The following is a 21,850-nucleotide window of genomic DNA, read 5'->3' as shown; positions in this document are numbered from 1 at the left end:
CCGATATCCTGGGCATATGACGCGGCAGAGGTCGACCCAGACGATGAAGCCCGCGACAGCGGCGAAGAAGCTCGGCGTGCACCCCGACGCGACGCCGGCGGAGTTCCGGGCCGGGGTGGTCTCGCGCGACGAGCTCGACGCCCTGCAGGCCGACCCGCCCGAGTGGCTGCGGGAGCTGCGGCTCAACGGTCCGCATCCCCGTCAGGTCGTTGCCGACCGGCTGGGAGTGTCGATCTCCGGGCTGGCCCGTGCCGAGATCACCGAGCCGCTGACCACGGCCCAGATCGCGGCGTTGAAGGAGGAGCAGCCGGACTGGCTGCGCCGGGAGCGCCGGATCCGGGACGAGTCCCAGCGCGCGGAGGCCCGGCTGCGGGCCCAGCGGTCCGAAAGCCGTCCCGAGGGTCCGGTCGGGGGCTGAGCCATCGTCGGGCCGCACAGCACCGTGCTGCATGCCCTGCGCGACAACGGCATCCTCACCGACTCCGACTGCGAGGAGGGTTACTGCGGCACCTGCGAACTCGTCGTGCTCGGCGGCGTGCCCGACCACCGCGACACCGTCCTCTCCCGGGCCGAACGGGCGGCCCATCGCACCTTCATGCCGTGCGTGTCACGAGCCGTCACGCCCACCCTCGCCCTCGATCTCTGACCCGTCGGACGGGTCGGTGACATCGACCGTTCCGTCGAGACCATGCTGTGGCTCCGGGGACTCCCGGACGCGACGTCGAGGGGGCCGGCATGGCGGCGGACGACTGGTTGCTCACTGCCCGCGAGCGCGGGAACCCGAGGTGGCGGATGCCGGCGTGGTGCTCGGGCAACGCGGTGACGCCGCTGGTCAACGGTGCGACGTACTTCGACCGGCTCGTCGACGAGGTGGGGTCGCTACGGGCAGGTGATCATCTGTTCTTCACCGACTGGCGTGGCGATGCCGATCAGCGCCTGCGCACCGACGGGCCCACGGTCGGTGAGCTCTTCGGAGCCGCTGCTCGTCGCGGTGTGATCGTGAAGGGGTTGATGTGGCGCTCGCACTCCGACGAGCTGGCCTACAGCGAGCAGGAGAACCGCCGGCTCGGCGACGAGGTCGACGACGCGGGCGGTGAGGTGCTGCTGGATCAACGGATCCGGCGGGCGGGGTCGCACCACCAGAAGCTGGTCGTGCTGCGGCGACCCGCCGACCCCGACCGTGACGTGGCCTTCGTCGGCGGGATCGACCTGTGCCACTCCCGCCGGGACGACGCCGCGCACGAGGGCGATCCGCAGGCGTTGCCGATGAGCCCGCCCTACGGCGCCCATCCGCCGTGGCACGACGTGCAGCTCGAGGTGCACGGCCCGGCCGTCGGGATGCTCGACGAGGTGTTCCGTGAGCGCTGGGACGACCCGCAACCCCTCGACCTGCGCACCCCGATCGCCCGCCTCCGCGACGCGCTGCGCGACGCCGAGCAGACCGCAGGTCCGTTGCCGGCCCGACCGGCCGATCCGGCCCCGGCCGGCAGCGCGGTCGTGCAGGTGCTGCGCACCTATCCCGCGATCCGGCCCGGCTACCCGTTCGCGCCCGACGGTGAGAGGTCGGTCGCCCGTGGTTACACGAAGGCGCTGGGTCGGGCGCGACGGCTGGTGTACCTGCAGGACCAGTACCTGTGGTCACCCCACATCGCGCGGCTGCTCGCCGCGGCGCTGCGCCGCAGTCCGGAGCTGCACCTGGTGGTGATCGTGCCGCGGCACTCCGACGTCGACGGCCGGTTCTCGCTGCCCCCGAACCAGGTGGGGCGGTGGGAGGCGCTGCGGGTGTGCCGCGCGGCCGCGTCCGATCGGGTCCACGTGTTCGACCTGGAGAACCACCACGGCACCCCCGTCTACGGCCACGCGAAGGTGGCCGTCGTCGACGACGTGTGGGCCGCAGCGGGCAGCGCGAACCTCAACCGGCGCTCGTGGAGCCACGACAGCGAGCTGACCGTCGCCGTGCTCGATGACACCCTCGACGGGCGTGACCCGACGCATCCCGCCGACCACGGCGACCCGGCCCGCCGCTTCGCTCGCGCGCTGCGACTGCGACTGATGCGCGAGCACCTCGACCGCGCCGGCGACGACGACGTCGACGACGGCGACGACCTGTGCGACCCGATGGAGGCCGTGCTCGCCCTCGACCGGGCCGCCACCGCCCTCGACGCGTGGCACCGGGCCGGGCGGATCGGGCCCCGCCCGCCGGGGCGGTTGCGCCACCACCGGCCCGAACGGCTGCGCTGGTACACCAGGCTCTGGGCGGTGCCGGTCTACCGTCTCGTCTACGACCCCGACGGCCGCACCTGGGGCGACCGCCTCCGTAGGCGCTGGTAGCCGATCGGCCGGAGCTGGTGGTAGGCCACTACGACACCGCGTTCGGGTGGTTGACCGAATGCGGCGGCTGCGGGGTGAGCAGGACGATCGGGATCGTGCGGTCGGACTTCTGCGCGTATTCGTCGTAGAGCGGGAAGATCTGCGCCATCTGGTTCCAGAGGGGCTCCCGCTCGGCCGCGGACGCGGTACTGGCGCGAGCGGTGAACCGGTGGGTGCCGGCCTGGACGCCAACGGTCGGATCTGCGAGGAGGTTGTTGAACCATGCCGGGTCCGCCGCGGCACCACCGTCGGAGGCGACGACGACGAAGTCGTCGCCCGAGCGGCCGTAGATCAGGCAGGTGCGCCGCGGTCGGCCGGTCCGGCGTCCGGTCGTGGCGAGGACGAGGGTGCGTACCCCGTTGTTCTCGTGTCCCGCGGTGCCACCCGAGGCGAGGTAGGTGCGGGTGTGCTCGGCGACCCAGTCCACCGGCGAGTCGGTGGCGCGGTCGAGGTCTTCGGCGACGGCCATGGCAGCGGCCCCTTTCCGGAGTAGCTGTAGCTGTAGCGGTGGCGGAGCGCCCTATTGCTTGATCGCGTACCGCAGGAGTGCCAGGCCGTTGTCGAACCCGGTGGCCTCGACCAGCATCAGGTCGTGCCGATCCTCGAAGACGCGCCGTCCCCTGCCACGTGAGGTCGGGCAGACCAGCAGCCGGACCTCGTCGACGAGGCGGGCGGCCAGCAGGGACTGCATGAGGGTCAAGCTGCCCCACAGCCACAGGTCCCCGCCGGTGAGCTCCTTGAGCTCCCGGATGGTGACGACGGGGTCACCCGTCACGGTCGCGGCGGGAAAGTCGCCCCAGGGGGCGTCGGCCAGCTTCGACGAGGCGACGAACTTCGTGTGGCTGTTGAGCTTGCGGCCCCACTCGCCCTGGTCGTCGGCGTAGGGCCAGTAGTCCTTGGACTGGTGGTAGGTGTTGGCGCCGAGGATCAGGGTGTCGACCGTGTTGATGAAGCCCAGCAAGCTGTTCTGGAACGGGTTGTCGGTGACTTCGTCGTCGAACGGTTCCCCCGACACGAAGCTGAGACCCCCGTCCTCCTCCGCGGCGATGTTGTCGACGGTGACCCACTGCTGGACGATGAGCTTGCGCATGGATGGTGTCCTCTCAGGTGCGGACGTGCGGGACTCGGAAGTGGCGGCGGTAGTCGCCGGGTGAGATGCGCCAGTGGCGATGGAAGACCCGGTACAAGGTCTCGGGGGAGCCCAGCCCGCACACCTGCGCGATGGAGGTCTGGGCCTCGTCGGTGGTCTCGAGGAGCCGCCGGGCGGCCTCGGCCCGGCTGCGTTCGACGTACTTCCCCGGCGTCATCCCCGTCTGCAGCGCGAACACTCGGGAGAAGTGCCGAGGGCTCATCGAGGCCCTCGCGGCGAGCGCCGGAACGCTGAGGTCATCGGCCGGATGGGCGTCGATGTGGGCCTGCAGCTCCCTGAGTCGCTCCCGCTCGGGCAGGCGCGTTCGGGTCGGCAGGCTGAACTGGCTCTGCCCGCCAGGACGCTGGAGGTAGACGACCAGCGCGCTGGCGACGGTCCGGGCAACCTCTTGACCGTGGTCGGCGGCAACCATGGCCAATGCCAGGTCGATGCAGGCAGAGGCGCCGGCGGACGTCCAGATCGCACCGTCCTCGATGTAGATCGCGTCGGCGTCGACGTCGACGCCGGGGTGGCGGGCGGCCAGCTCGTCGGCGACCATCCAGTGCGTTGCGGCCCGGCGACCCTCCAACAGACCTGCATCGGCCAGCACGAAGGCGGCGGAGCAGATGGAGGCGATCCGGCGGGCCCGACCCGCCAGCCGGGCGACCCCGCCGACGAGGTCGGGGTCGTTCAGGTGATCGCCGGAGTCGGGCCATCCGCCCACGACGAGCAGCGTGTCGATGTGCCCCTCGACCTCGCTGAGCGCCCTGTCGGTCACGAGCGTGATGCCGTTGCCGGCCGTCACGGGGCCGGCTCGAGGTGCGACGACCTCGACCGTGTAGGTGTGCCCCACGGTCAGGTCGTTGACCGCGGAGAACACGTCTGCCGGCCCGGAGAGCTCGAGCAGTTGGAAGCCGTCGTAGACGACCATGACAACTCGTCGGGACATGCCAACCATGCTCGTAGCCGGCCGTGACGGCGTCAACGACACAAACCTTGCACTTCATGCCATCGTCTGAGTGGTAGCGGTGCTGTGCCGCCGTCTCGGCCGACCGCGATCAGACGGCCGTCGGAACGCCCGCCGCCGCCCTCTCCTCCGCCGTCCCCAGCGGGGCGACATACCGGTTCACCACGATCTTGCGGATGAAGTCGAGTTCGCTCGCGAGTACCTGCACGCCCACGGCGGTCCGAACCACACTTTCCAAGCTCGCCCAGGCACAGTTGATCGCGTCGGCATGTTGGGCCGGCTCGACCTCTCCGAACAGCTCGACATCGACGGCGGCGTCGGCGAGTCTCTTGAGAACCGCAGCGCGCCGGCCGTTGCACAGGCCACCCTCCTCATCGCGCCCGGCCGCAACCGATTCCGCCGCCTGATAGAGCGAGACCAGCTCCGCCGTATCGAGATCGAAGGTGAAGCGCAACGGTTGACCATTCATGGCGTGCGCGCCGTCCAGATATCCCGGAATGGTCTTTCCTCGCAGAATGAGCGATTGCCGCTGTCGGTCGAAGTAGTCGAGGTGGAGGTGCTGCCCGCTCCCGGAGATGGCCGCATACGTTTGATGGGTGCCGTAGTTGAACGACATGATCAGCGACTGGCCGACTTCCAGGCCGGCCAGATCGTTCTTGAATGAATGCGCGGTCACGCCGGACCCCCGAGAACTGCCGGCCGCTAGCGACCGGCGCCGGGCCACGTCTCCGATCTCGACCGGATGCCTCATGAACTTCTCCACCTCGTCGACATGATCCAACATGAATTCGACGTAGGTGGCGTACAGGTCGAGCATCCCCGGTCCGGCCAGCCGCATCGACTGCGCTGCGCCGATCGCCTCCTTGGCCTGCTGAAAGACCGAGCTGTCGGGGCCGCCCCCGACGTGGGCATCCGGGAAGAGGAAGTGGACCATCGCGCGGTCGCTCTGCCGGTTGGGGAGCCCCCCGTACGTCTTCTCCCAGTAGAGGATCCTCAGGACGGCCTGCACGTCGGCCAGCAGCGCGCCGGGTGAGCTCAGGCGCTGATCCTTCGCTACATAGAATTCGATGTCGTCGTCCTCGAACCCGAATGACTTGTTCAGTGCATTCAATTCGTCGCGTCCGAGGTGTGTCAGTAGTTCGACAATTGTCTCGACATTATGGGTCACACTGTTGATCTGCACCTTCAACTGCAGCTCCTCTGCTCGCGCTCTGCCCGCCGGTCGGCTGGATCGCGCCCCGCCCAGAAATCGTTACAGCGATGATCGCCCTGTATCCGCGTCGATGTCGACGCGGGGCCTCACCCGTTTGCGATACACCCGTACTGGCGGGGATCGGTGAGTGATCCCCGCACGGCCGGATAGGTGGGAATACCCTTCGGACAGGTGCGTCCGCGCTGGTGCGGGGGCCGCTGAAGCCGGCTCCTGGTCACTGAGCGTGCACGGCTCAACGGCGGAACCTGCGGATGCGAGTACCTACGAGCCCGCGCAGCGCGGCGTTCCCGCCTGTGAAATCGAACGGCACGTTCGTCCACCCGATGTGGACGAACGTGCCGTTCGCTCGGGATCGTCAGGCGAAGAACGGCGGGGGGACCTCCTCGGCGAGCACGATCGACTTGACGTGCGTGTACATGTCGAGCGTCTCCTTGCAGCATTGTCGGTCTCGAAGATCGTGGGCTCGACGAACCAGCCGTGCTCGCCGCCGGCGACCGTTGCCCGGCCGCGACGTAGTCGAGCACCCGCTCGCCCTGGCGCTGCGAGACCATGCAGCCCAGCCGGGTCGCGGATCGTCGGGGGAGCACACCCGGATGCGCTCGAAGGCGGCGACGAGCTTGCCCCGCACCGCGTCGTAGCCGTCGTCGTGGACGAACAGCCGTGTCCCGGCGAGGCAGGACTGGCCGTTGCCGCTCGATCGTTTCGTGTCCGAGGAGATCGGCCTCGATGCCGTCGAGGAGGCCTTCCACCGGATGGAGCGCGGCGAGGTCCTGCGCTCGGCCGTCGTGTTGTGACGCGCGACATCCCGACGGGAGCAGGGGTCATGTGTGACGTCGACGCCGTGGTGCAGCTCGTTCCCCTCGGCCGCGATGGGCGCGGGGTTTCCCACCGCGCCGACCTCGTGGCCGCCGCGCCGACGTCCTGACATCGGCGCCGTGGCGAATTGGTTGGCGCCGTCACCGGCAGGCGACTACGCGGTAGGGGGAGCACTCGGCCGCGGTCCAGTGATCAACGCCCACGGGCTCATGGTCAACACCGAACCAGTGCGCGCTCGATCACCTCACCCGCCGAGGGCGCTCTCGTGCGGGTCGACGAGATCGACGGCGCACCGAACCCCCGCCGCACACACCGCGCTCGGGGCGGTGCGCCTACGGCGTGGCCGAGGAGGTGACCGGGGTGCTGCGCGTCCCGGAGTCCGGCACCCCGGCGTAATCGGGCAGGTCGACACCGTTGATCGCGCGCTCCACCACCTGCATGAGCGCCTCCATGTCCGGCTCCGGGGCGGGGCCGTCGCTGTCCTGGGTCTCCGGTGCGGGAGCCTCGCGGCTCTGCACGTGCAACCGCCCGATCTCCTGGTTCGCTTCGACGAACGAACGCATCCGCTCCTCGTAGCCCGCGAACCCCGCCACCGGGTCCCAGTCGGCCGCCGCCAGCTCCCCGGCAAGCAGGTACGCACCGACCAGCGCCAGCCCGGTGCCCCCGCCCGACATCGGTGACGAGCTGAACGCCGCGTCCCCGATCAGCCCCACCCGACCGCTCGACCAGCGGTCCATCACGACCTGCGCGACCTGGTCGAGGTAGAAGTCCGGGGTGTCGTCCACGTGCGCGAGGATGCGCGGGGTCAGCCAGCCGAAGCCGGCCATCCGCTCGCGCAGCAGGCGCTTCTGGGCCCCGACATCGCGGTAGTCGACATCGAAGTCGACGGCGCTGAACGAGAGCATGGCCATCGCCCGGGTGGTATCCGGGAGCGGTCGCAGGCCTGCGGAGCGTCCGGGCTCCTGGTAGTCGAGCAGCCAGCGGTCCACCCCGAACTCGTTGGGCACCGTGTAGAAGGCCAGCACCATCCCGAGGTGGCGGACGAACTCCTCGTGCGGCCCGAACACCATCGCCCGCAACCCCGAGTGCAGCCCGTCCGCCCCGATCACCAGGTCGAAGCGCCGCCGGTCGCCGCCCGCGAAGACCACGTCGACCCCGTCGGCGTCCTGGGTGAGCTCCGCGATCCGGTCCCCGAACAGGTACTCGACGCCGTCGCAGGTGTCGTCGTGGAGCACCTGGGACAGATCCCCGCGCAGGATCTCGATGTCCGCGATGTACCCATCGCCGCCGTCGTCGTCGGCGCGGTAGGTCTCCAGCACCTTCCCCTCGACGTCCACGGTGTACGCGCCTGCGGTGTCGGTGCATGCCGCACGCACCGCAGCGTCCAGCCCCATCCGCCGGATGACCTCCTTGGCCACCCCGCGCGCGTCCACCGCCTGCCCACCCGGACGCAACGCCGGGGCCCGCTCCACCACCGTCACCTCGGCCCCCCGCCGATGCAACCAGTGCGCCAGCGCCGGCCCAGCGATGCTCGCCCCTGCCACCAACACCCTGATAGCGCTCACGATGGCCCCTTGCTCGTCCGGTTGTGTCCATGATGCGGGGTCGGCCGATCCGTGGTCCGCCCCCCTCCGACGGTGAGACCCGGACGGGGTCAGGAACTCATCGCTGGGCCGACCGCGAGCAGGCCCGCGAGGCCGGGGACGAGCACGCGCTGGGCGGTGACGAAGTTGTGCCCGCCGGGCTGTTCGCGATAGCCGGCGAGCTCGAGACCGCCTGCCGTCACGACGTCACGGAAGTCGCGGGCCAGTTCGACCATCGACAGACCGTGCACGCCGGGGAAGGAGTCGGGGAAGGGGCCGGTCTCGAGGCTGCCCACGGCGAGGTAGACCCGTCCGGACCCGGGCCGGGAGGCCGCGAACTGCTGCGTGATCCAGCCGCCGCGAACTGCCGGGGCATCGGCATCGGGCGGCGCGAACCAGAGCGACGGCGAGACCAGGAGCGCCCCGCCGAACGCGTCCGGGCGCTGCAGCAGGGCCCAGGCACTCGCCAGCCCGCCGAGGCTCAACGGGATAGCGGATGGTCCGGTCGTATCCCGCCGGCAGGTGCACGGTGACGGCGCGATCGCCCGGCAACGCGGTGCCCGCCAGCACGTGCTGCTCGGTCCGGCCGCGCGGGGGCGTTGCGTCGAGGTGGTCGAACCGGTCGGCGTCGGAGAGCTCCAGAACGGACTGGCAGCCGTCCGGGTCCTCGCTCGCCGGTCCGAAACCCGGGTGGTGACGCACGGGGTTGTGCGGGTCCGTCCGGCTCGACGCCGAGCTCTGCCGCAGGTACTCCGCGAACACCGCAGGATCCGGGGGTCGCGCCACCAACTCGGCCATGGATCCCTCGAGCGTGGGTGGATCGATGAGGAACTGGTAGGGCACGCCGATCCGCGGATCGGCCGGGACCGAGAGGTACCAGACGTCGGTGCCGTCCACCCTGGTCATCGGCACGCCCTGGAAATGCTGGTCCAGATCCAGGGTGCAGAGCTCGGACAGCAGCCGCACCGATGTCGCCTGCCCGACGTACACGAACGTCACGAGCACGTCGTCGCTGCCGTCGATCGCCTCGACGAGCGGACCGTGTGCCGCTTCGAGGTCCCGCCCGAGTGCCCCCATGGCGGCCTCGGCGTCCCTCTCCAGCTCATCGGCGAACCGGTCGCGACGAGATCGGTGGCGTGGCATCGTCGGGTTCCTCGGGTCGCGGCCGGTCACCGGCGCCATCCTGCCGCGCACTGCGGGGCGGGGCGACGGATCACGGCCGCCGCGCAGGTGCTTTGAGAAGAATTCGGGAAAGGGTGTCCGATCGGGGCGGTGGTGTTCGTAGTAGGGGTGCGGCCGCCCGCACGATCCAGGTCCTCCAGCTGATCGGACGACCGTGATAGGCAACAGCCCGACGTCCGCCACCACAGGAGATGATCTTCAGATGCAGTACCTGGTTTCCGTCATCGACGACAAGAACGATCCCGGCAGCACGGACCGGCAGCCCGCGATCAGCGCGTTCAACGACCGGCTGATCGCCGAGGGCTACTGGGTCTTCGCCGGTGGACTCGCGGACACCGACGCGGCCACGGTCATCGACAACCGGGGCGAACAGGCGGTGTTCAGCGACGGGCCGTTCGTGGAGTCGAAGGAGTACCTCGCCGGCGTCTGGGTGTGGGAGGCCCCCGACCTCGATGTGGCGCTCAAACTCGCCGCCGAGGCGTCGAAGGCCTGCGATCGCAAGATCGAGGTGCGGCCGTTCCGGTGAACGACGTCGACGAGGTGGTCACCCGGGTCCACCGCGAGGAGTGGGCACGCGTCGTTGCCGCCCTGACCAGGCGTTTCGGTGACCTCGACATCGCCGAGGAGGCGGCCGCCGAGGCGTTCGCGACCGCCGTCGAGAGGTGGCCGGCCGACGGCGTGCCCCCCAATCCCGGCGCCTGGCTGACCACCACCGCCAACCGCAAGGCCATCGACCGGATCCGGCGGGAGAGCAAGCGCGACGACAAGCACAAGGAGGCCCAGATCATGCAGGACGACGAACCGCTCGAGCCGCTGGGCGCCATCGACGACGACCGGCTCCGGCTGATCTTCACCTGCTGCCATCCGGCGCTGGCGATGGAGACCCGCGTGGCGCTGACGCTGCGCATGGTCGGCGGGCTGACCGTGCCCGAGATCGCCCGCGCCTTCCTGGTGCAGGAGTCCGCCACGGGGCGGCGGATCACCCGCGCCAAGGCCAAGATCAAGGCGGCCGGCATCCCGTACCGGCTGCCGTCCGCCGAGGATCTCCCCGCTCGCGTCTCCGGCGTGCTCGCCGTGCTGTTCCTCGTCTTCAACGAGGGCTACCTGGCCACCGGCCCCGACACCGATCCGGTGCGTCCCGGCCTGACCGCCGAGGCGATCCGGCTGACCCGCCTGATCCGTGCCCTCATGCCCGAGGAGGGCGAGGTGGCCGGGCTGCTGGCGTTGATGCTGCTCATCGAGGCCCGCCGGGACGCTCGCGTGTCGGCCCGCGGTGAACTGGTCGCTCTCGACGAGCAGGACCGTGGGGCGTGGGACGCGGCGCTGATCGGCGAGGGCCACGGGCTGGTGCGTGAGCGCCTTGCCGCTGCCGCCGCCGGGGTGGCTCCGGGCCGCTACCAGATCCTCGCCGCGATCAACGCCGTGCACACCTCCGCCCGCGACATGCGTGACACCGACTGGTCGCAGGTGCTCGCCCTCTACAACCAGCTCGTGCGCCTCGACCCGTCCCCGATCATCGGGCTCAACCGGGCCATCGCCGTCGCCGAACTCGACGGTCCGGAGGTGGCGCTCGCGACCGTCGACCGTCTCCGGGACACGCTGGACGGCTACCACGCCTACCACGCCACCCGCGCCGACCTGCTGCGTCGAACGGGTCGCAGCCAGGAATCGCGCTCGGCGTACGACAGGGCCATCGAGCTGGCGGGCAACACCGCCGAGACCGCCTACCTGACGCGCCGCCGCGACCAACTGTCCGGGTAGAGCGAGCGGCGCGGCAACGCCCGGAATCGCCCGCGGGGCTCGTGACCGGGAAAGCGTTGGACGGGTCGGGTGCGAGGTTGTAGCTTGCCGGTGGCCGTGACGCCGCTCGAGGAGGTGAGACCCATGAACGCTGTAGCGATGTGGGTGCTCCCACTGCCCGGCACGGTCGGGCGATCGACGTAGGTGTCGTCGGGAGCGCCTCACCAATGAGGCACTCCGAAAGGCAACACCGATGCACTCCCTGCCGTTCACCCCCGATACCGCGGTCACCCCCTTCGACGTGATCATCGCCGGTTGCGGGCCGACCGGAGCGATGCTGGCCGCCGAGCTGCGGCTGCACGACCTGCGGGTACTCGTTCTGGAGAAGGAAACCGTGCCCGCGTCGGCCGTCCGCATCGTCGGGCTGCACATCCGCAGTCTCGAACTGATGGCGATGCGCGGACTCCTGGACCGCCTCCTCACCCTGGGCAGGCGGCGTCCGGCGGGTGGCTTCTTCGCCGCCATTCCCCAGCCCGCACCCGAGGGTCTGGACTCCGCGTACGCGTATCTGCTGGGCATCCCGCAGCCGGTGATCGTGCGTGTGCTCGCCGAGCACGCGATCGAACGGGGTGCGCAGGTCCAGCGTGGTTGCGCGGTGGTCGGCCTCACGCAGGACGGCGCGGGTGTGACCGTCGAGCTGGCCGGCGGGGAACAGCTGCGTTCGCGCTACCTCGTCGGCTGTGACGGCGCGCGCAGCACGGTGCGCAAGCTGCTCGGCGTCGGCTTTCCCGGCGAGCCGTCGCGGACCGAGACGCTGATGGGCGAGATGGAAGTGGGTGTGTCGCAGGAGGAGATCGCGGCCACGGTGACGGGAGGTCGCGCGACCCACCAGCGATTCTGGCTCCGGCCGGTAGGACCGGGGACCTACAGCGTCGTCGTCCCCGCCGCGGGGGTTCGCGACCGTGCGGAACCGCCCACCCTGGAGGATTTCCGGCAGCAGTTGCGCAGCATCGCCGGAACCGACTTCGGCGTGCACTCCCCGCGGTGGATGTCGCGCTTCGGGGATGCCACCCGGCTGGCGGAGCGCTATCGCGTCGGGCGGGTGCTCCTGGCAGGCGATGCGGCGCACATCCATCCACCCATCGGCGGGCAGGGCCTCAACCTCGGCGTCCAGGACGCCTTCAACCTCGGCTGGAAACTGGCGGCGCAGGTCCGCGGCTGGGCGCCGGAGCCGCTGCTGGACACCTACCAGGCCGAACGTCATCCGGTCGCCGCGGACGTGCTGGACAACACCCGCGCCCAGCAGGAGCTGCAGTCCACCGAACCGGGCCCGCAGGCGGTGCGCAGGCTGCTCACCGAGCTGATGGAGTTCGACGTGGTGAACCGTCATCTGATCGAGAAGATCACGGCGGTCGCCATCCGCTACGACTTCGGCGACGGCCCCGACCTGCTCGGCCGCCGCCTGCCCGACATCGACGTGGAACAGGGCCACCTCTACTCGCTGCTGCATCGTGGCCGCGGCCTCCTGCTGGACCGCACCGGACGCCTGACCGTCGGCGGCTGGGCGGACCGCGTCGATCACCTCGCGGATCCCACCGCGGCGCTCGACGTTCCGTGCGCACTGCTGCGCCCCGACGGCCACGTGGCCTGGATCGGAGATGACCAGCAGGACCTGGAAGACCACCTCGCCCGCTGGTTCGGGGACAAACGCGTGGTGGCGTCGGCCGCCACCGCGCGATGATGGCCGACGTGGAGGAGGTCGAGGTCGTCGTCGCCCATCAGGCGCGCGCGACCCTGCGCGTCGGCGAGGTGTTCCTGAAGATCGATGCGGATCAGGCGAACACCGACGTCGAGGTCGAGGCGATGGCGCTGGCGCCGATCCCGACCCCGGAGGTCCTGTGGCGCAACCCGCCCGTGCTCGCGCTCGCCGCCCTGCCCGGCAGCGCGCTCGGCCGCCTCGGCGAGCCGTCGACCGCGTCGTCGGCGGCGTGGGCGGCGGCCGGTGCCGCCGTGCGGTTGTTGCACGACGCGCCGCTGCCGCCACGGCCCGGTCGGAGCGTCGAGGAGATCGGCGCGGAACTCGACGCTGAATGCGCCTGGCTCCTCACGAACGGGGTCCTTCCCGCCGACGTGGTCACCCGCAACCGCGCGGTCGCCGGGGCTGCGCTGCGGCCGTGGACACCGGTGTTCACCCACGGCGACCTGCAGATCACCCACGTGTTCGTCCACGGTGACGTGATCACCGGGGTGATCGACTGGTCCGAGGCGGCCCAAGGCGATGCCCTGTACGACCTCGCCACGCTGACGCTCGGGCACGAGGAGCGCCTCGGCGACGTCCTCAGCGGGTACGGCACCGACGTCGACCTCGACGTGATCCGCGCGTGGTGGTCGTTGCGGAGCCTGCGGGGGATCCGCTGGCTCGTGGAGCACGGCTTCGACCCGGCGGCGCCGGGGTGTGAGATCGACGTGCTGAGATCCCGGATGTGAGAGGTCCGACCTCGCACACCGTCGCGCGTGTTCGCAGGGGTTGGAACGGGTGCGAGGACCTGTGACGGCATGCGAAGTCGGCCTGCGCGCGCAGCCCGGCCGCGAACGCGTCGAACGAGGGCTGGAGGTCCGGAATGGACTCCTCGGTCTCATGCTGCTCCTGCGCAACGGCGGCCGGATGACGACGCGCGAGCTGGCCCGCCGGCTGGAGGTCTCGACCCGGACCGTGCTGCGCGACCTGGAGGCGCTCAGCAGTGCCGGCGTTCCCGTCTTCGCGATCCGGAGCCCGGAGGGCGGGTTCGAGCTCCTCGACACGTTCGACCAGCAGACCCCGACAACGGCCCCTGGTCCGCTCGGTGGGCGCGGGCGGATCCGCCGGATCCGCGTGCGGCTGTCTCCGACCGCACTGCAGTCGGCGCTCGTGCTGGGCAGGCCCCGCGGCTGGCGGCCCCGGCCCCGACCGGACGCGCCGCACCTCGACCGCCCCGACTGGGTCGAGGGATCGTTCCGGTTCGACTCCGAGGAGGGTGCGGTGTCGGAACTGCTGGCCCTCGGTGGGGAGGTCGAGGTGCTGCTGCCGCTCGAGCTCCGCGACCGGATGGCCGGGATCGGGCGAGCCATCGCGCGGTTGCACGGGCCGGTCGACCCCTGACCGAACCGGCCACGACGATCATGGCGAGTCGGCGGCGGATTCGCTGTCCACCTCCAGCAGACGCAGCTGCACGTCGGGCCGACGTCGCACGCGTGCTCGATCGCTCCGACGCCCGGACGGCGACCGAGCTCCGCCACCTCGACGCACTGCGCGCCGGAGCGACGACGCTGCAGCTCCACGGACTGGACACCCGGATCCCCGAGAATGCGGTACGAGCATCGCAGCGCCGGGTGCCGGCGAACTCCACCACGACCTGCTTGCTCTTCCTGCACGGGTTCGGTTCGACCAGGGACGACTACGCCGACTTCGCCCATCTGCCGACGGCTGCCGGACGCCCCTTCCGCGCCTACGACGCGCCGGGCTGCGGCGAGACGTCGTGCAGCGACCTGTCGCTCGTCGGCTTGCCGTTCCTGGTCCGGACGGCCCGGGCCGTCCTCGACCGGCTGGGGGTGGAGCGCTTCCACCTGGTCGGGCACTCCATGGGCGGTCTCACCGCCCTGCTGCCGGCACAGCAGGACCCGAGCCGGGTGCCGAGCTTCGTCGACATCGAGGGCAACCTCGCGCCGGAGGACTGCTTGCTCAGCCAGCAGATCGTCACCCATCCCGCAGGCGGCGCTGCGGCCTTCCTCGACGACTTCGCGGGCCGGACCAGCCGGTCATCGGTGCCGGCCGGTGCCCTCTACGCGAGCGGCGTGCGGCACAAGGTCCGCGCCGACGCGGTGCGGGGGATCTTCGAGCCGATGGTCGAGCTGTCCGACCACGGCGACCTGCTGTCGACGTTCCTCGCGCTGCCGTTCCCCCGCCTGTCCTGTACGGCGAGGCGAACGCATCCCTGTCGTACCTGCCGGAGCTCGAAGCCAACGGGGTCGGGCTGGCCGCGATCCCGCACAGCGCCCACTGGCCGATGTACTCCCATCCCGTGGCGATGTGGAGCCGGATCGCCGCGTTCCACGAGCAGGTCCGTGAGATCGGGACCCGTGCGCACGATGTCGCCCCGGCCGCGCCGGAGCTCGCGCAACCCGGATGATCGGGACGCGAGCGGGCTGCCGTCCGTGAGCGACAATCCTCGGGTGCAGCAGCGGCTCGATCAGGTGGTGCTGGCCGACGGCACCGCCGTGTCCTACGCCACCGTCGGTACCGGCCGGCCGTTGGTCTACGTGATGGGGTGGCTCACCCACCTGGAGCTGGGCTGGGAGCTGCTGCCCGAGCGGGCGCTCTACGAGGCGTTGGCCCACGGCGGCCGGCTGGTGCGCTACGACCGCGCCGGGTGCGGGTTGTCGGCCGCCACGGACCGCCCGTCGTCGTTGGAGTTCGAGCTGGAGCAGCTGGCCGCGATCGCCGCGACGCTGGACGAGCCGTTCGACCTGATGGGCACCTCGATGGGGGCCGCGGTGGCCGTGGCGTGGGCTGCGGCCCATCCCGACACCGTGCGGCGGCTGGTGCTCTACGGCGGCTGGGTGCGCGGCGCCGAGCTGTCGCCACCGAGCGTTCGCGACCATGTGCTGGGGCTGATCGAGGCGCACTGGGGCCTGGGCTCGGACGTGCTGACCGACATCTTCGCCCCCGACGCCGACCCCGCGATGCGCGCCGGTGTCGCGCGGTACCAGCGCGCCTGCTCGAGTGCCGCGACCGCCCGGGCGCTGCTGGCACTGAGCTACGACCTCGACGTCGGCGACACCCTCGGTCAGGTGCGGGCGCCGACGCTGGTGGTGCACCGCACCGGCGACCGCGCCGCACCCGTCGCGCAGGCCACGGCACTCGCCGAGGGCATCAGCGGCGCCGAGCTGGTGCTGCTGCCCGGCCGGTCGCACCTGCCGTACGCGGGTGATCGTGACGAGCTGGTGCGCGTGGTGCGCCGGTTCCTCGGCCGGCCCGTCGCCCGGCGCCGCGCGGACGGGTTGACGGCTCGCCAGCGCGAGGTGGCCGAGCTGGTGAGCCAGGGGTGCACGAACCGGGAGATCGCAACGCGCCTGGGGATCGAGGAGCGCTCTGCCGAGGGACACGTCGAACGGATCCTCCTGCGTCTGGGATTCCGGTCCCGCGCCCAGATCGCCGCCTGGTTCAGCGCCCGGCGCGATCAGCTCTGAGCCGGGCTCGATCCCGGACCGCTCGTCGACACTGGGGTGGTTCCACGCCTGACGGGCGGGCGGGATCGGCGCAGAGTGCCGGTACCGACCAGCGAGGCGAGGATTCTTGTGATCGACAACGACAGCACCATCGCTCAGGGGGCGATCTCCCCGGCGACCACCTTCGAGGTGCACCGCGGGCGTGGTCGCTTCAACGCCGCGTTCTTTGCCGTGCTGGGCCCCTACATCGAGTGGAACGTGCGGCGGCACAAGCGACGCGTGTTCGCTGAGCTTCCCCGGACGGTCGTCGAGATCGGCTCCGGGGTGGGCGCCAACCTGCGCCACCTGCAGCCGGGATCGACGCTCGTCGCGATCGAACCCAACGTTCCCATGCACCAGCGGCTCCGCGCCGCCGCCGAGCGCCACGGTGTACGTCTCGACCTCCGCGAGCGGGTCGCCGAGCACACCGGTCTCCCCGACCGCAGCGTCGAGTGCGTGATCTCCTCGCTCGTGCTCTGCACGGTGGCCGACCCTGCCGCGGTGCTGGCCGAGGTCCGTCGCATCCTGGCGCCCGGCGGCACCTTCCGCTTCGTGGAACACGTCGCGGCGCGGGCCGGTACGCCGACGCGCATCCTGCAACGGGTGCTGCGCAGGCCGTGGGCCTGGACCTTCGAGGGGTGCTCGTGCGAACGGGATCTGGCCGCCGTGCTGCACGCAGCGGGGTTCGCCCGGCTCGAGATCGAGCCCTACCGGCTGCACAGCCCGTTCATCGGCTTCAACACCCATATCGCCGGCGTCGCCCACGCCTGACCGGCGCGTGGGGCGTCCGCGCCAACCGCGGCTGACGTGCAGGGTCGGCCGGTAGGCGAGCTCCTGGATGTCGCCGTCGAGCGTCCGCTGCTCGAGCAGTTCCAGGTCGAAGTCGGCGGCGCCACCGAGCACCGGTTGCGTTCCGGTCCGCCCGGTGATCACCGGGAAGACCGTGACCTGGATGCGGTCGACCAGGCCGGCCGCCGGCAGGGCCCGGTTCAGCGCACGCCCGCCATGACGGTCAGCGGTGCGGCCGCGGCGACGACGAGGAAGACGATCGCGCCGGGGCCCAGTACCCGGCGCCGGCTGCTGGACATCGACCTGATCCTGGACACCGCGCTCGCCCTGATCGACGAGCACGGCAGGCTCACGATGACGGAGCTCGCCGCGCGGCTGGGCACGAGTGCCTCGGCGGTGTACCACCACGTCAGCGGCCGGGCGGCGATCATCGAGTTGCTCCGGGAGCGCATCGCGGGGCCACTGGGTTGGCCGCCGCCGGAGTCCTCGGACTGGGCGGCGGAGATCGCGGACTGGATGCGGGGCTACCGGCGCGTGATGGCCGAGCACCCCAACGTCATCCCGCTGCTGACGGCGCAGCGACCGCCGCGACACCCTGGCGCCGGACGACGCCGTGGACGCGGCCCCCCGCAGGCGCGCCGACGCCGCGTTCGGGCTCGGGCTCGGGCTCTCATGGTCGGCATGCGCCACCGGATTCGCGACCGCGCGACGCTCGACGGCGGCTGAGCTTCGGGGGTTCGCCCGAACCCGGGCCGGGGCCTGGCGGCCGCATCGCCCACCGGGCCCCGACCGCTGCGGCCCGCGTCCCCCCCGACGCCGCCCCCGGGTGTTGTTCCATCCCCTATGGACGGTCGCGGGGATTCGGTTCCATCCCCGATCCCCTGCTAGGCCGTTCGGCCTAACTTCGGTTCCAGCGGTTGGTGCAGCCGATCGCACGATCCCCACTCCAGAGGGAGCAGACCATGCCGAACCACCACGGAAACCACAACCACAACACCACCGTTGTGCAGCACACGGACGATCACTCGGTGACCGCCCATGGCGCGGGCTCCGTGGCGGCGGGCGGCGGCATCAGCGGCTCGACGGTCGTCACGGGCCATGCCAACACCCTCGGCAACGGCAACATCGCCGGCCACGGCAACGTCGTCGGCACCGGCAACGCGGCCGTCACGGGCAGCGACAACGCCACGAGCTTCGGCTCCGGTGCGGTCAACAGCACCCACACCGGCGCTGTCACCGTCGGCGACGGCGCCGCGTTCAACACGGGCAGCGGCAGCGCGGCGGTCAACAACAGCGACAACTCGCTGCACAACGTGGGCAACTCCTACACCGACAACTCGCAGACCAACTCGCACAACGTCGTCATCGACGCGTCGCAGACCAACAGCCACAACGACAGCAGCGACCACTCGGTGCACAACAACACCCACGTCGACGACTCGTTCAACAGCAGCCTCGACCTGTCGCAGCACCACACCATCGACATCGACCACTCGTTCAACCACGCGTTCTTCCTCTGACCCTCGCCTTCAGCCTCCCGCTGGGGAACTGCCCGCAGCTCTGCCGTCACGCGACGGCCGCGCTGCGGGCAGTTCGCTGTCAGGACGTGGTTGCGGGCGCGAACGTGGCCAGCACCTGTTCGACGTAGGCGAGCGCCGCTGCCCGCTCGACGCCGGCGGCGTTGACGCGGGGTGAGAGGTTGAGGTCGAAGAACGCCTCGGTCACTCCCTGCGCACGAAGCGCGCCGAGATCGTCGAGCACCTGGTCGCGGGTGCCGTGCAGCGGCCGCCGCTGCCGGCCGGGGTCGCGGTCGACGAGGTCGACGACACCGCGCACGAGTATCCGCACGGCCTGCGGATCGCGCCCGGCCGCCCGTGCCCCGTCGCGCACCGTCTCGACGCACGCGCCGATCCGGGTCAGGTCGTGTCCGCTGCTGCCGATCCAGCCCTCGGCGAGCCGCCCGGCGCGGCGCAGCGCCGGTGCGGCCATGCCGCCGAGCAGCACCGGTGGGTGTGGTCGCTGCACGGGCAACGGGGCCACGTGCGAGCGCGGCACCGTGTAGAACTCGCCCGCGAACTCGACGGGGTCCTGCGTCCACAGCGCGTGCAAGCAGTGCAGGTACTCCTCCATCCGCGCTCCCCGCCGCGCGAAGGGCACGCCCGCGGTGAGGTACTCCTGCGGCAGCCAGCCCATCCCGAGCCCGACGGTGAGTCGGCCGTCGGAGAGCACGTCCAGTGACGCCATCGACTTCGCCAGCAGCGCGGGTGCGGTGAAGGGCGCGCAGATCGTGGCGGTGCCCAGCCCGATCCGCTCGGTGCACCCGGCGACGTAGGCGAGCGCAGCGAGCGGGTCGAGCACGGTGCGATGAGACGGGTCGAGGTCGGCGTCGACGGGGAAGAGCGTGCGCTGGAACACCCACAGCGACGCGTAGCCGAGCTCCTCGGCACGTCGGGCGACGCGCCGCATCGTGCCCGGGGTGGCCCAGCTCCCCGCTATCGGCAGGCCGAACCCGAGCTGGGGCAGGTCACCCGTCATGCCGCCCGACTCTGCCAGGTTGCCGGCAAGGCCGGTCAGGAGGCGTCGACGGGCGCCGGGCCGCTCGAGCCGCGCACGACGAGGTTCGGCTCGAGCAGCGTGGTTCCCGTGGGTTCGACGATCGTGGTGCTCGTCAGCCAGGCCGCCAGCAGCTCCCCGGCGGCTCGTCCCACGGCCGCCCCGGCGTTGTCGACGGTGGTGAGCGCGATCCGGCGCAACCGGGCGAACACCGTGTCGTCGTACCCCACGACCGACAGGTCCTCCGGCACCCGCAGACCCCGCTCCTCGGCGGCGGCCATGACGCCGATGGCGGACAGGTCGTTGGCCGCCAGCACCGCGGTCGGGCGCGGTGTCAGCCGGAGCAGGTGCGTGCCCACGCGGTACCCGGTCTGCTCGGTCCAGTCGCCCGCTACGACCGCAGCCGGCTCCAGCCCGGCCGCGGCCAGCGCGGTGGCGAAACCCCGGTGCCGCAGGCGTCCCACCTCGCCCTCGCCGATCACGTGAGCGATGCGCCGGTGACCCAGGTCGAGCAGGTGCGCCGTGGCCAGGTGGGCGCCCCGCTCGTTGTCGCCGACGACGACGGGTGCGTGGGGGAGCAGCGGTTCACGGCTGCCGGCAACGACAGCGGGCAGGGAGGTGCCCAGCCGGCGCAGCTGGCTGACCGCGGTCTCGCCGAGCGATCCGACGAGGACGAGACCGTCGACCCGAAGGTCCGACAGCGCATCGACGGCATCGGGTTCGGTGCGGCCATCGGCCAGCAGCGCCCGCAGCCCGCCGGCCCGCAGGGGTGGTCGCAGTCCCGCGAGGACATCGACGAACCACGGGTTGGTGAGGTCGTCGATCACGACGCCGACTGTGCGGCTGCGCCGTTCCGCCAGGCTCCGCGCGGCGGCATCGGGCCGGTAGCGCAGCTCGTCCATCGCGTCGAGCACGGCCTGCCGGCGCTGGGGGCTGACCTGCGGCGACCCGCGTAGGACGAGCGACACGAGTGACTTCGAGACGCCGGCCCGGGCCGCGACCGTGCGGATGGTCGGGGCGGCATCGGGTGGCGTCGGGTCGGTCACCGCATTCCTCCTCGCACTTGACGGGGGTGTCACGTGACTGTGGACCCTACTGAATTGGATCGGTCCAAGTGGTCCGACCGGGGGAGTCGCCGTCGAGCGGCGACACGCTCTTCGGCCCTGGAGTTGGGGGGTGCAGGAGTTCGGGGTGCAGGAGCCGGGGGCGCAGGAGGCGCGGCGGGGCGGCCGTCGGTGTTCGGTCTGGTGTCCGGCTGGCTGTCCGGCGGGGTGTGGGGGTCGCGAGGTCCTGTGATGCGCTGGGTGGTGGGCGGTGTCCATCGCGGCCCTGGCCGCCACATGGTTACTTGTGGCTGTTCGGCAGGCGGTGCTGGCGTCCACAAGGTTCCATGGGGCAGGTCGGCGGCAGCTGCGGCCGGCGCCCATCGGTGTCCGTAGTCGTCGGGGGGCTGGCTGGTCCAGCAGCCACAGGGTTCCATGTGGTCGTCCGGGGGCCGGGCTCGGCAGCCATATGGTTCCAGGAGGCTGTCCGGCTGGGAGGTCCAGTAGCCACATGGTTCCATGAGGCGCCCGGCAGCCCGGATCACCAGCCACAAGGTTCCATGAGGCTGTTAGCCGTCAGCACCCATCCGCCCCGATCAGCGGTCGGCTCGCAGCAGACCGTGGCGGGCGGCGATGGCGATCGCCTCGAGCTTCGAGTGGGCGTCGAGCTTGGTCAGCACCCGCTGGACGTGGTTGCGGACGGTGTTGACGCTGATCCGTAGCTCGGCGGCGATGTCGTGGTTGGACAGGCCGGCGCCGATGAGCTGCAGGACGGCGGCCTCGCGGCGGGTCAGGTCGCCGCCGACGGACGGGGTCCTCCGCCCGATGAGCCCGCCCGCCACATCCGACGAGATCGGGGTCTCGCCACGCAGGACGGCCTCGACCGCCGCGATGACGTCGGCGACGCTGTGGCGCTTGGTGACGAACCCGTCGCAGCCGGCGTCCATCGCCTCCTGCAGGACGCTGCGCTGCTCGGCGGCGGTCAGCATCAGCACGCGGGTGCCCGGAGCGTGTCGCTTCACCGCCGCGACCCCACCGGCCCCGCTCCCGGCCGGCAGGTTGTGGTCGAGGACGACGATGTCGGGTCGGGTCTCGGCGACGGCGTCGAGCGCGTCGGCGAGGGTCCCACAGATCCCGACGACCTCCATCCCGGTGGCCGTCAGCGCCTCACCGAGCAGCTCCCCGAAGATCTGGTGATCGTCGACGAGCAGCACCGTCGGC

The 21,850-nt window shown here is 71.3% G+C and carries 22 protein-coding genes and 4 pseudogenes; 14 read left to right on the top strand and 12 right to left on the bottom strand.

The features are described 5' to 3' along the window. Positions 1–16 precede the first annotated feature (16 nt). The 3 genes from ACFPFQ_RS43135 (at position 17) to ACFPFQ_RS43125 (ending at position 2,331) form a co-directional block, all read left to right on the top strand. Positions 17–418: a DUF5997 family protein gene (locus ACFPFQ_RS43135; RefSeq protein ID WP_379629070.1), complete on the top strand. Its 402-nt coding sequence runs from the start codon at positions 17–19 to the stop codon at positions 416–418. Positions 419–442: 24 nt separating this feature from the next. Continuing rightward, positions 443–646 carry a 2Fe-2S iron-sulfur cluster-binding protein gene (locus tag ACFPFQ_RS43130; RefSeq protein WP_379629069.1) on the top strand — a complete coding sequence of 68 codons (204 nt, stop codon included), beginning with the start codon at positions 443–445 and terminating at the stop codon, positions 644–646. An 89-nt stretch (positions 647–735) separates the two neighbouring features. After that, positions 736–2,331, top strand: a complete 1,596-nt coding sequence (locus tag ACFPFQ_RS43125) for a phospholipase D family protein (RefSeq protein WP_379629068.1) — start codon at positions 736–738, stop codon at positions 2,329–2,331. A 28-nt stretch (positions 2,332–2,359) separates the two neighbouring features. Here ACFPFQ_RS43125 and ACFPFQ_RS43120 read toward each other — a convergent pair whose 3' ends face one another. From ACFPFQ_RS43120 to ACFPFQ_RS43100, 5 genes are all read right to left on the bottom strand, one after another. Further along, on the bottom strand, positions 2,360–2,839 hold the full coding sequence (locus ACFPFQ_RS43120; protein WP_379629067.1) for a nitroreductase/quinone reductase family protein: 480 nt from the start codon (positions 2,837–2,839) through the stop codon (positions 2,360–2,362). A 51-nt stretch (positions 2,840–2,890) separates the two neighbouring features. Beyond that, positions 2,891–3,460, bottom strand: a complete 570-nt coding sequence (locus tag ACFPFQ_RS43115; protein ID WP_379629066.1) for a dihydrofolate reductase family protein — start codon at positions 3,458–3,460, stop codon at positions 2,891–2,893. A gap of 13 nt (positions 3,461–3,473) precedes the next feature. Continuing rightward, positions 3,474–4,448 (bottom strand): GlxA family transcriptional regulator, encoded by a 975-nt coding sequence (locus tag ACFPFQ_RS43110; RefSeq protein ID WP_379629065.1) that lies wholly within the window; start codon positions 4,446–4,448, stop codon positions 3,474–3,476. 109 nt (positions 4,449–4,557) lie between these two features. After that, entirely contained in the window at positions 4,558–5,655 is a 1,098-nt protein-coding gene (locus tag ACFPFQ_RS43105) for a hypothetical protein (RefSeq protein WP_379629064.1), read from the bottom strand. Positions 5,656–6,034: 379 nt separating this feature from the next. Continuing rightward, positions 6,035–6,337: a hypothetical protein gene (locus ACFPFQ_RS43100; protein ID WP_379629092.1), complete on the bottom strand. Its 303-nt coding sequence runs from the start codon at positions 6,335–6,337 to the stop codon at positions 6,035–6,037. Here ACFPFQ_RS43100 and ACFPFQ_RS43095 point away from each other — a divergent pair. Continuing rightward, positions 6,321–6,473 (top strand): annotated as a pseudogene (locus tag ACFPFQ_RS43095) (S-(hydroxymethyl)mycothiol dehydrogenase); the annotation flags it as partial. The gene ACFPFQ_RS43100 and the pseudogene ACFPFQ_RS43095 overlap by 17 nt on opposite strands. A gap of 354 nt (positions 6,474–6,827) precedes the next feature. Here the strand turns inward: ACFPFQ_RS43095 and ACFPFQ_RS43090 are convergent. The 3 genes and pseudogenes from ACFPFQ_RS43090 to ACFPFQ_RS43080 form a co-directional block, all read right to left on the bottom strand. Next, positions 6,828–8,060 (bottom strand): FAD-dependent monooxygenase, encoded by a 1,233-nt coding sequence (locus ACFPFQ_RS43090; RefSeq protein WP_379629063.1) that lies wholly within the window; start codon positions 8,058–8,060, stop codon positions 6,828–6,830. An 89-nt stretch (positions 8,061–8,149) separates the two neighbouring features. Continuing rightward, positions 8,150–8,569, bottom strand: a complete 420-nt coding sequence (locus ACFPFQ_RS43085) for an alpha/beta hydrolase-fold protein (protein ID WP_379629091.1) — start codon at positions 8,567–8,569, stop codon at positions 8,150–8,152. A 142-nt stretch (positions 8,570–8,711) separates the two neighbouring features. Further along, positions 8,712–9,155 (bottom strand): annotated as a pseudogene (locus tag ACFPFQ_RS43080) (enterochelin esterase domain-containing protein); the annotation flags it as partial. Between the two features lie 307 nt (positions 9,156–9,462). On the opposite strand from ACFPFQ_RS43080, the gene ACFPFQ_RS43075 reads away from it, so the two are divergent. From ACFPFQ_RS43075 to ACFPFQ_RS43040, 8 genes and pseudogenes are all read left to right on the top strand, one after another. Next, the gene (locus ACFPFQ_RS43075; protein ID WP_379629062.1) at positions 9,463–9,786 is read left to right on the top strand and encodes a YciI family protein; all 324 of its coding nucleotides are present in this window, start codon (positions 9,463–9,465) and stop codon (positions 9,784–9,786) included. Further along, complete coding sequence (locus ACFPFQ_RS43070) at positions 9,783–11,021, top strand: RNA polymerase sigma factor (protein WP_379629061.1); 1,239 nt, start codon at positions 9,783–9,785, stop codon at positions 11,019–11,021. Before ACFPFQ_RS43075 ends, ACFPFQ_RS43070 begins: the two co-directional genes overlap by 4 nt. Before the next feature lie 232 nt (positions 11,022–11,253). Next, the gene (gene rox / locus ACFPFQ_RS43065) at positions 11,254–12,741 is read left to right on the top strand and encodes a rifampin monooxygenase (protein WP_379629060.1); all 1,488 of its coding nucleotides are present in this window, start codon (positions 11,254–11,256) and stop codon (positions 12,739–12,741) included. Beyond that, a complete protein-coding gene (locus ACFPFQ_RS43060; protein ID WP_379629059.1) occupies positions 12,741–13,487 on the top strand; it encodes a phosphotransferase in 747 nt (248 codons plus the stop codon). The genes rox and ACFPFQ_RS43060 overlap by 1 nt, the downstream gene beginning before the upstream one ends. Before the next feature lie 151 nt (positions 13,488–13,638). Continuing rightward, a pseudogene (locus ACFPFQ_RS43055) lies at positions 13,639–13,806 on the top strand (helix-turn-helix transcriptional regulator); the annotation flags it as partial. Between the two features lie 66 nt (positions 13,807–13,872). Then, positions 13,873–14,139: a WYL domain-containing protein gene (locus ACFPFQ_RS43050; protein WP_379629090.1), complete on the top strand. Its 267-nt coding sequence runs from the start codon at positions 13,873–13,875 to the stop codon at positions 14,137–14,139. A 92-nt stretch (positions 14,140–14,231) separates the two neighbouring features. Beyond that, the gene (locus ACFPFQ_RS43045; RefSeq protein WP_379629058.1) at positions 14,232–16,226 is read left to right on the top strand and encodes an alpha/beta fold hydrolase; all 1,995 of its coding nucleotides are present in this window, start codon (positions 14,232–14,234) and stop codon (positions 16,224–16,226) included. A gap of 108 nt (positions 16,227–16,334) precedes the next feature. Continuing rightward, on the top strand, positions 16,335–17,015 hold the full coding sequence (locus ACFPFQ_RS43040) for a class I SAM-dependent methyltransferase (RefSeq protein ID WP_379629057.1): 681 nt from the start codon (positions 16,335–16,337) through the stop codon (positions 17,013–17,015). 36 nt (positions 17,016–17,051) lie between these two features. On the opposite strand, the pseudogene ACFPFQ_RS43035 reads toward ACFPFQ_RS43040, so the two are convergent. Next, a pseudogene (locus ACFPFQ_RS43035) lies at positions 17,052–17,252 on the bottom strand (dihydrofolate reductase family protein); the annotation flags it as partial. Here ACFPFQ_RS43035 and ACFPFQ_RS43030 point away from each other — a divergent pair. Both ACFPFQ_RS43030 and ACFPFQ_RS43025 read left to right on the top strand, forming a co-directional pair. Continuing rightward, a complete protein-coding gene (locus ACFPFQ_RS43030) occupies positions 17,250–17,759 on the top strand; it encodes a TetR/AcrR family transcriptional regulator (RefSeq protein ID WP_379629089.1) in 510 nt (169 codons plus the stop codon). The pseudogene ACFPFQ_RS43035 and the gene ACFPFQ_RS43030 overlap by 3 nt on opposite strands. Positions 17,760–18,061: 302 nt before the next feature. Next, positions 18,062–18,553 carry a hypothetical protein gene (locus ACFPFQ_RS43025; protein ID WP_379629056.1) on the top strand — a complete coding sequence of 164 codons (492 nt, stop codon included), beginning with the start codon at positions 18,062–18,064 and terminating at the stop codon, positions 18,551–18,553. Between the two features lie 79 nt (positions 18,554–18,632). Here the strand turns inward: ACFPFQ_RS43025 and ACFPFQ_RS43020 are convergent, their stop codons facing one another. The 3 genes from ACFPFQ_RS43020 to ACFPFQ_RS43010 all read right to left on the bottom strand — a co-directional run bounded on the left by ACFPFQ_RS43020 (position 18,633) and on the right by ACFPFQ_RS43010 (position 21,843). Beyond that, positions 18,633–19,568 (bottom strand): TIGR03619 family F420-dependent LLM class oxidoreductase, encoded by a 936-nt coding sequence (locus tag ACFPFQ_RS43020; RefSeq protein WP_379629055.1) that lies wholly within the window; start codon positions 19,566–19,568, stop codon positions 18,633–18,635. A 35-nt stretch (positions 19,569–19,603) separates the two neighbouring features. Then, positions 19,604–20,632 carry a LacI family DNA-binding transcriptional regulator gene (locus ACFPFQ_RS43015; protein ID WP_379629054.1) on the bottom strand — a complete coding sequence of 343 codons (1,029 nt, stop codon included), beginning with the start codon at positions 20,630–20,632 and terminating at the stop codon, positions 19,604–19,606. A 593-nt stretch (positions 20,633–21,225) separates the two neighbouring features. After that, the gene (locus ACFPFQ_RS43010) at positions 21,226–21,843 is read right to left on the bottom strand and encodes a response regulator (RefSeq protein ID WP_379629053.1); all 618 of its coding nucleotides are present in this window, start codon (positions 21,841–21,843) and stop codon (positions 21,226–21,228) included. Between the last annotated feature and the right edge of the window lie 7 nt (positions 21,844–21,850).

This window comes from Pseudonocardia sp. GCM10023141 (genome assembly GCF_042653605.1).
Note: the sequence above shows the minus strand (reverse complement) of the source record. Positions and strands in the feature narration are given on the sequence as shown.

What these genes read in the sequence shown, in the direction of transcription:
- ACFPFQ_RS43115 (WP_379629066.1), bottom strand. Translation starts at nt 3,460, where the DNA reads ATGCGCAAGCTCATCGTCCAGCAGTGGGTCACCGTCGACAACATCGCC.
- ACFPFQ_RS43030 (WP_379629089.1), top strand. Translation starts at nt 17,250, where the DNA reads ATGACGGTCAGCGGTGCGGCCGCGGCGACGACGAGGAAGACGATCGCG.
- ACFPFQ_RS43075 (WP_379629062.1), top strand. Translation starts at nt 9,463, where the DNA reads ATGCAGTACCTGGTTTCCGTCATCGACGACAAGAACGATCCCGGCAGC.
- ACFPFQ_RS43135 (WP_379629070.1), top strand. Translation starts at nt 17, where the DNA reads ATGACGCGGCAGAGGTCGACCCAGACGATGAAGCCCGCGACAGCGGCG.
- ACFPFQ_RS43120 (WP_379629067.1), bottom strand. Translation starts at nt 2,839, where the DNA reads ATGGCCGTCGCCGAAGACCTCGACCGCGCCACCGACTCGCCGGTGGAC.
- ACFPFQ_RS43020 (WP_379629055.1), bottom strand. Translation starts at nt 19,568, where the DNA reads ATGACGGGTGACCTGCCCCAGCTCGGGTTCGGCCTGCCGATAGCGGGG.
- ACFPFQ_RS43110 (WP_379629065.1), bottom strand. Translation starts at nt 4,448, where the DNA reads ATGTCCCGACGAGTTGTCATGGTCGTCTACGACGGCTTCCAACTGCTC.
- rox (WP_379629060.1), top strand. Translation starts at nt 11,254, where the DNA reads ATGCACTCCCTGCCGTTCACCCCCGATACCGCGGTCACCCCCTTCGAC.
- ACFPFQ_RS43125 (WP_379629068.1), top strand. Translation starts at nt 736, where the DNA reads ATGGCGGCGGACGACTGGTTGCTCACTGCCCGCGAGCGCGGGAACCCG.
- ACFPFQ_RS43060 (WP_379629059.1), top strand. Translation starts at nt 12,741, where the DNA reads ATGGCCGACGTGGAGGAGGTCGAGGTCGTCGTCGCCCATCAGGCGCGC.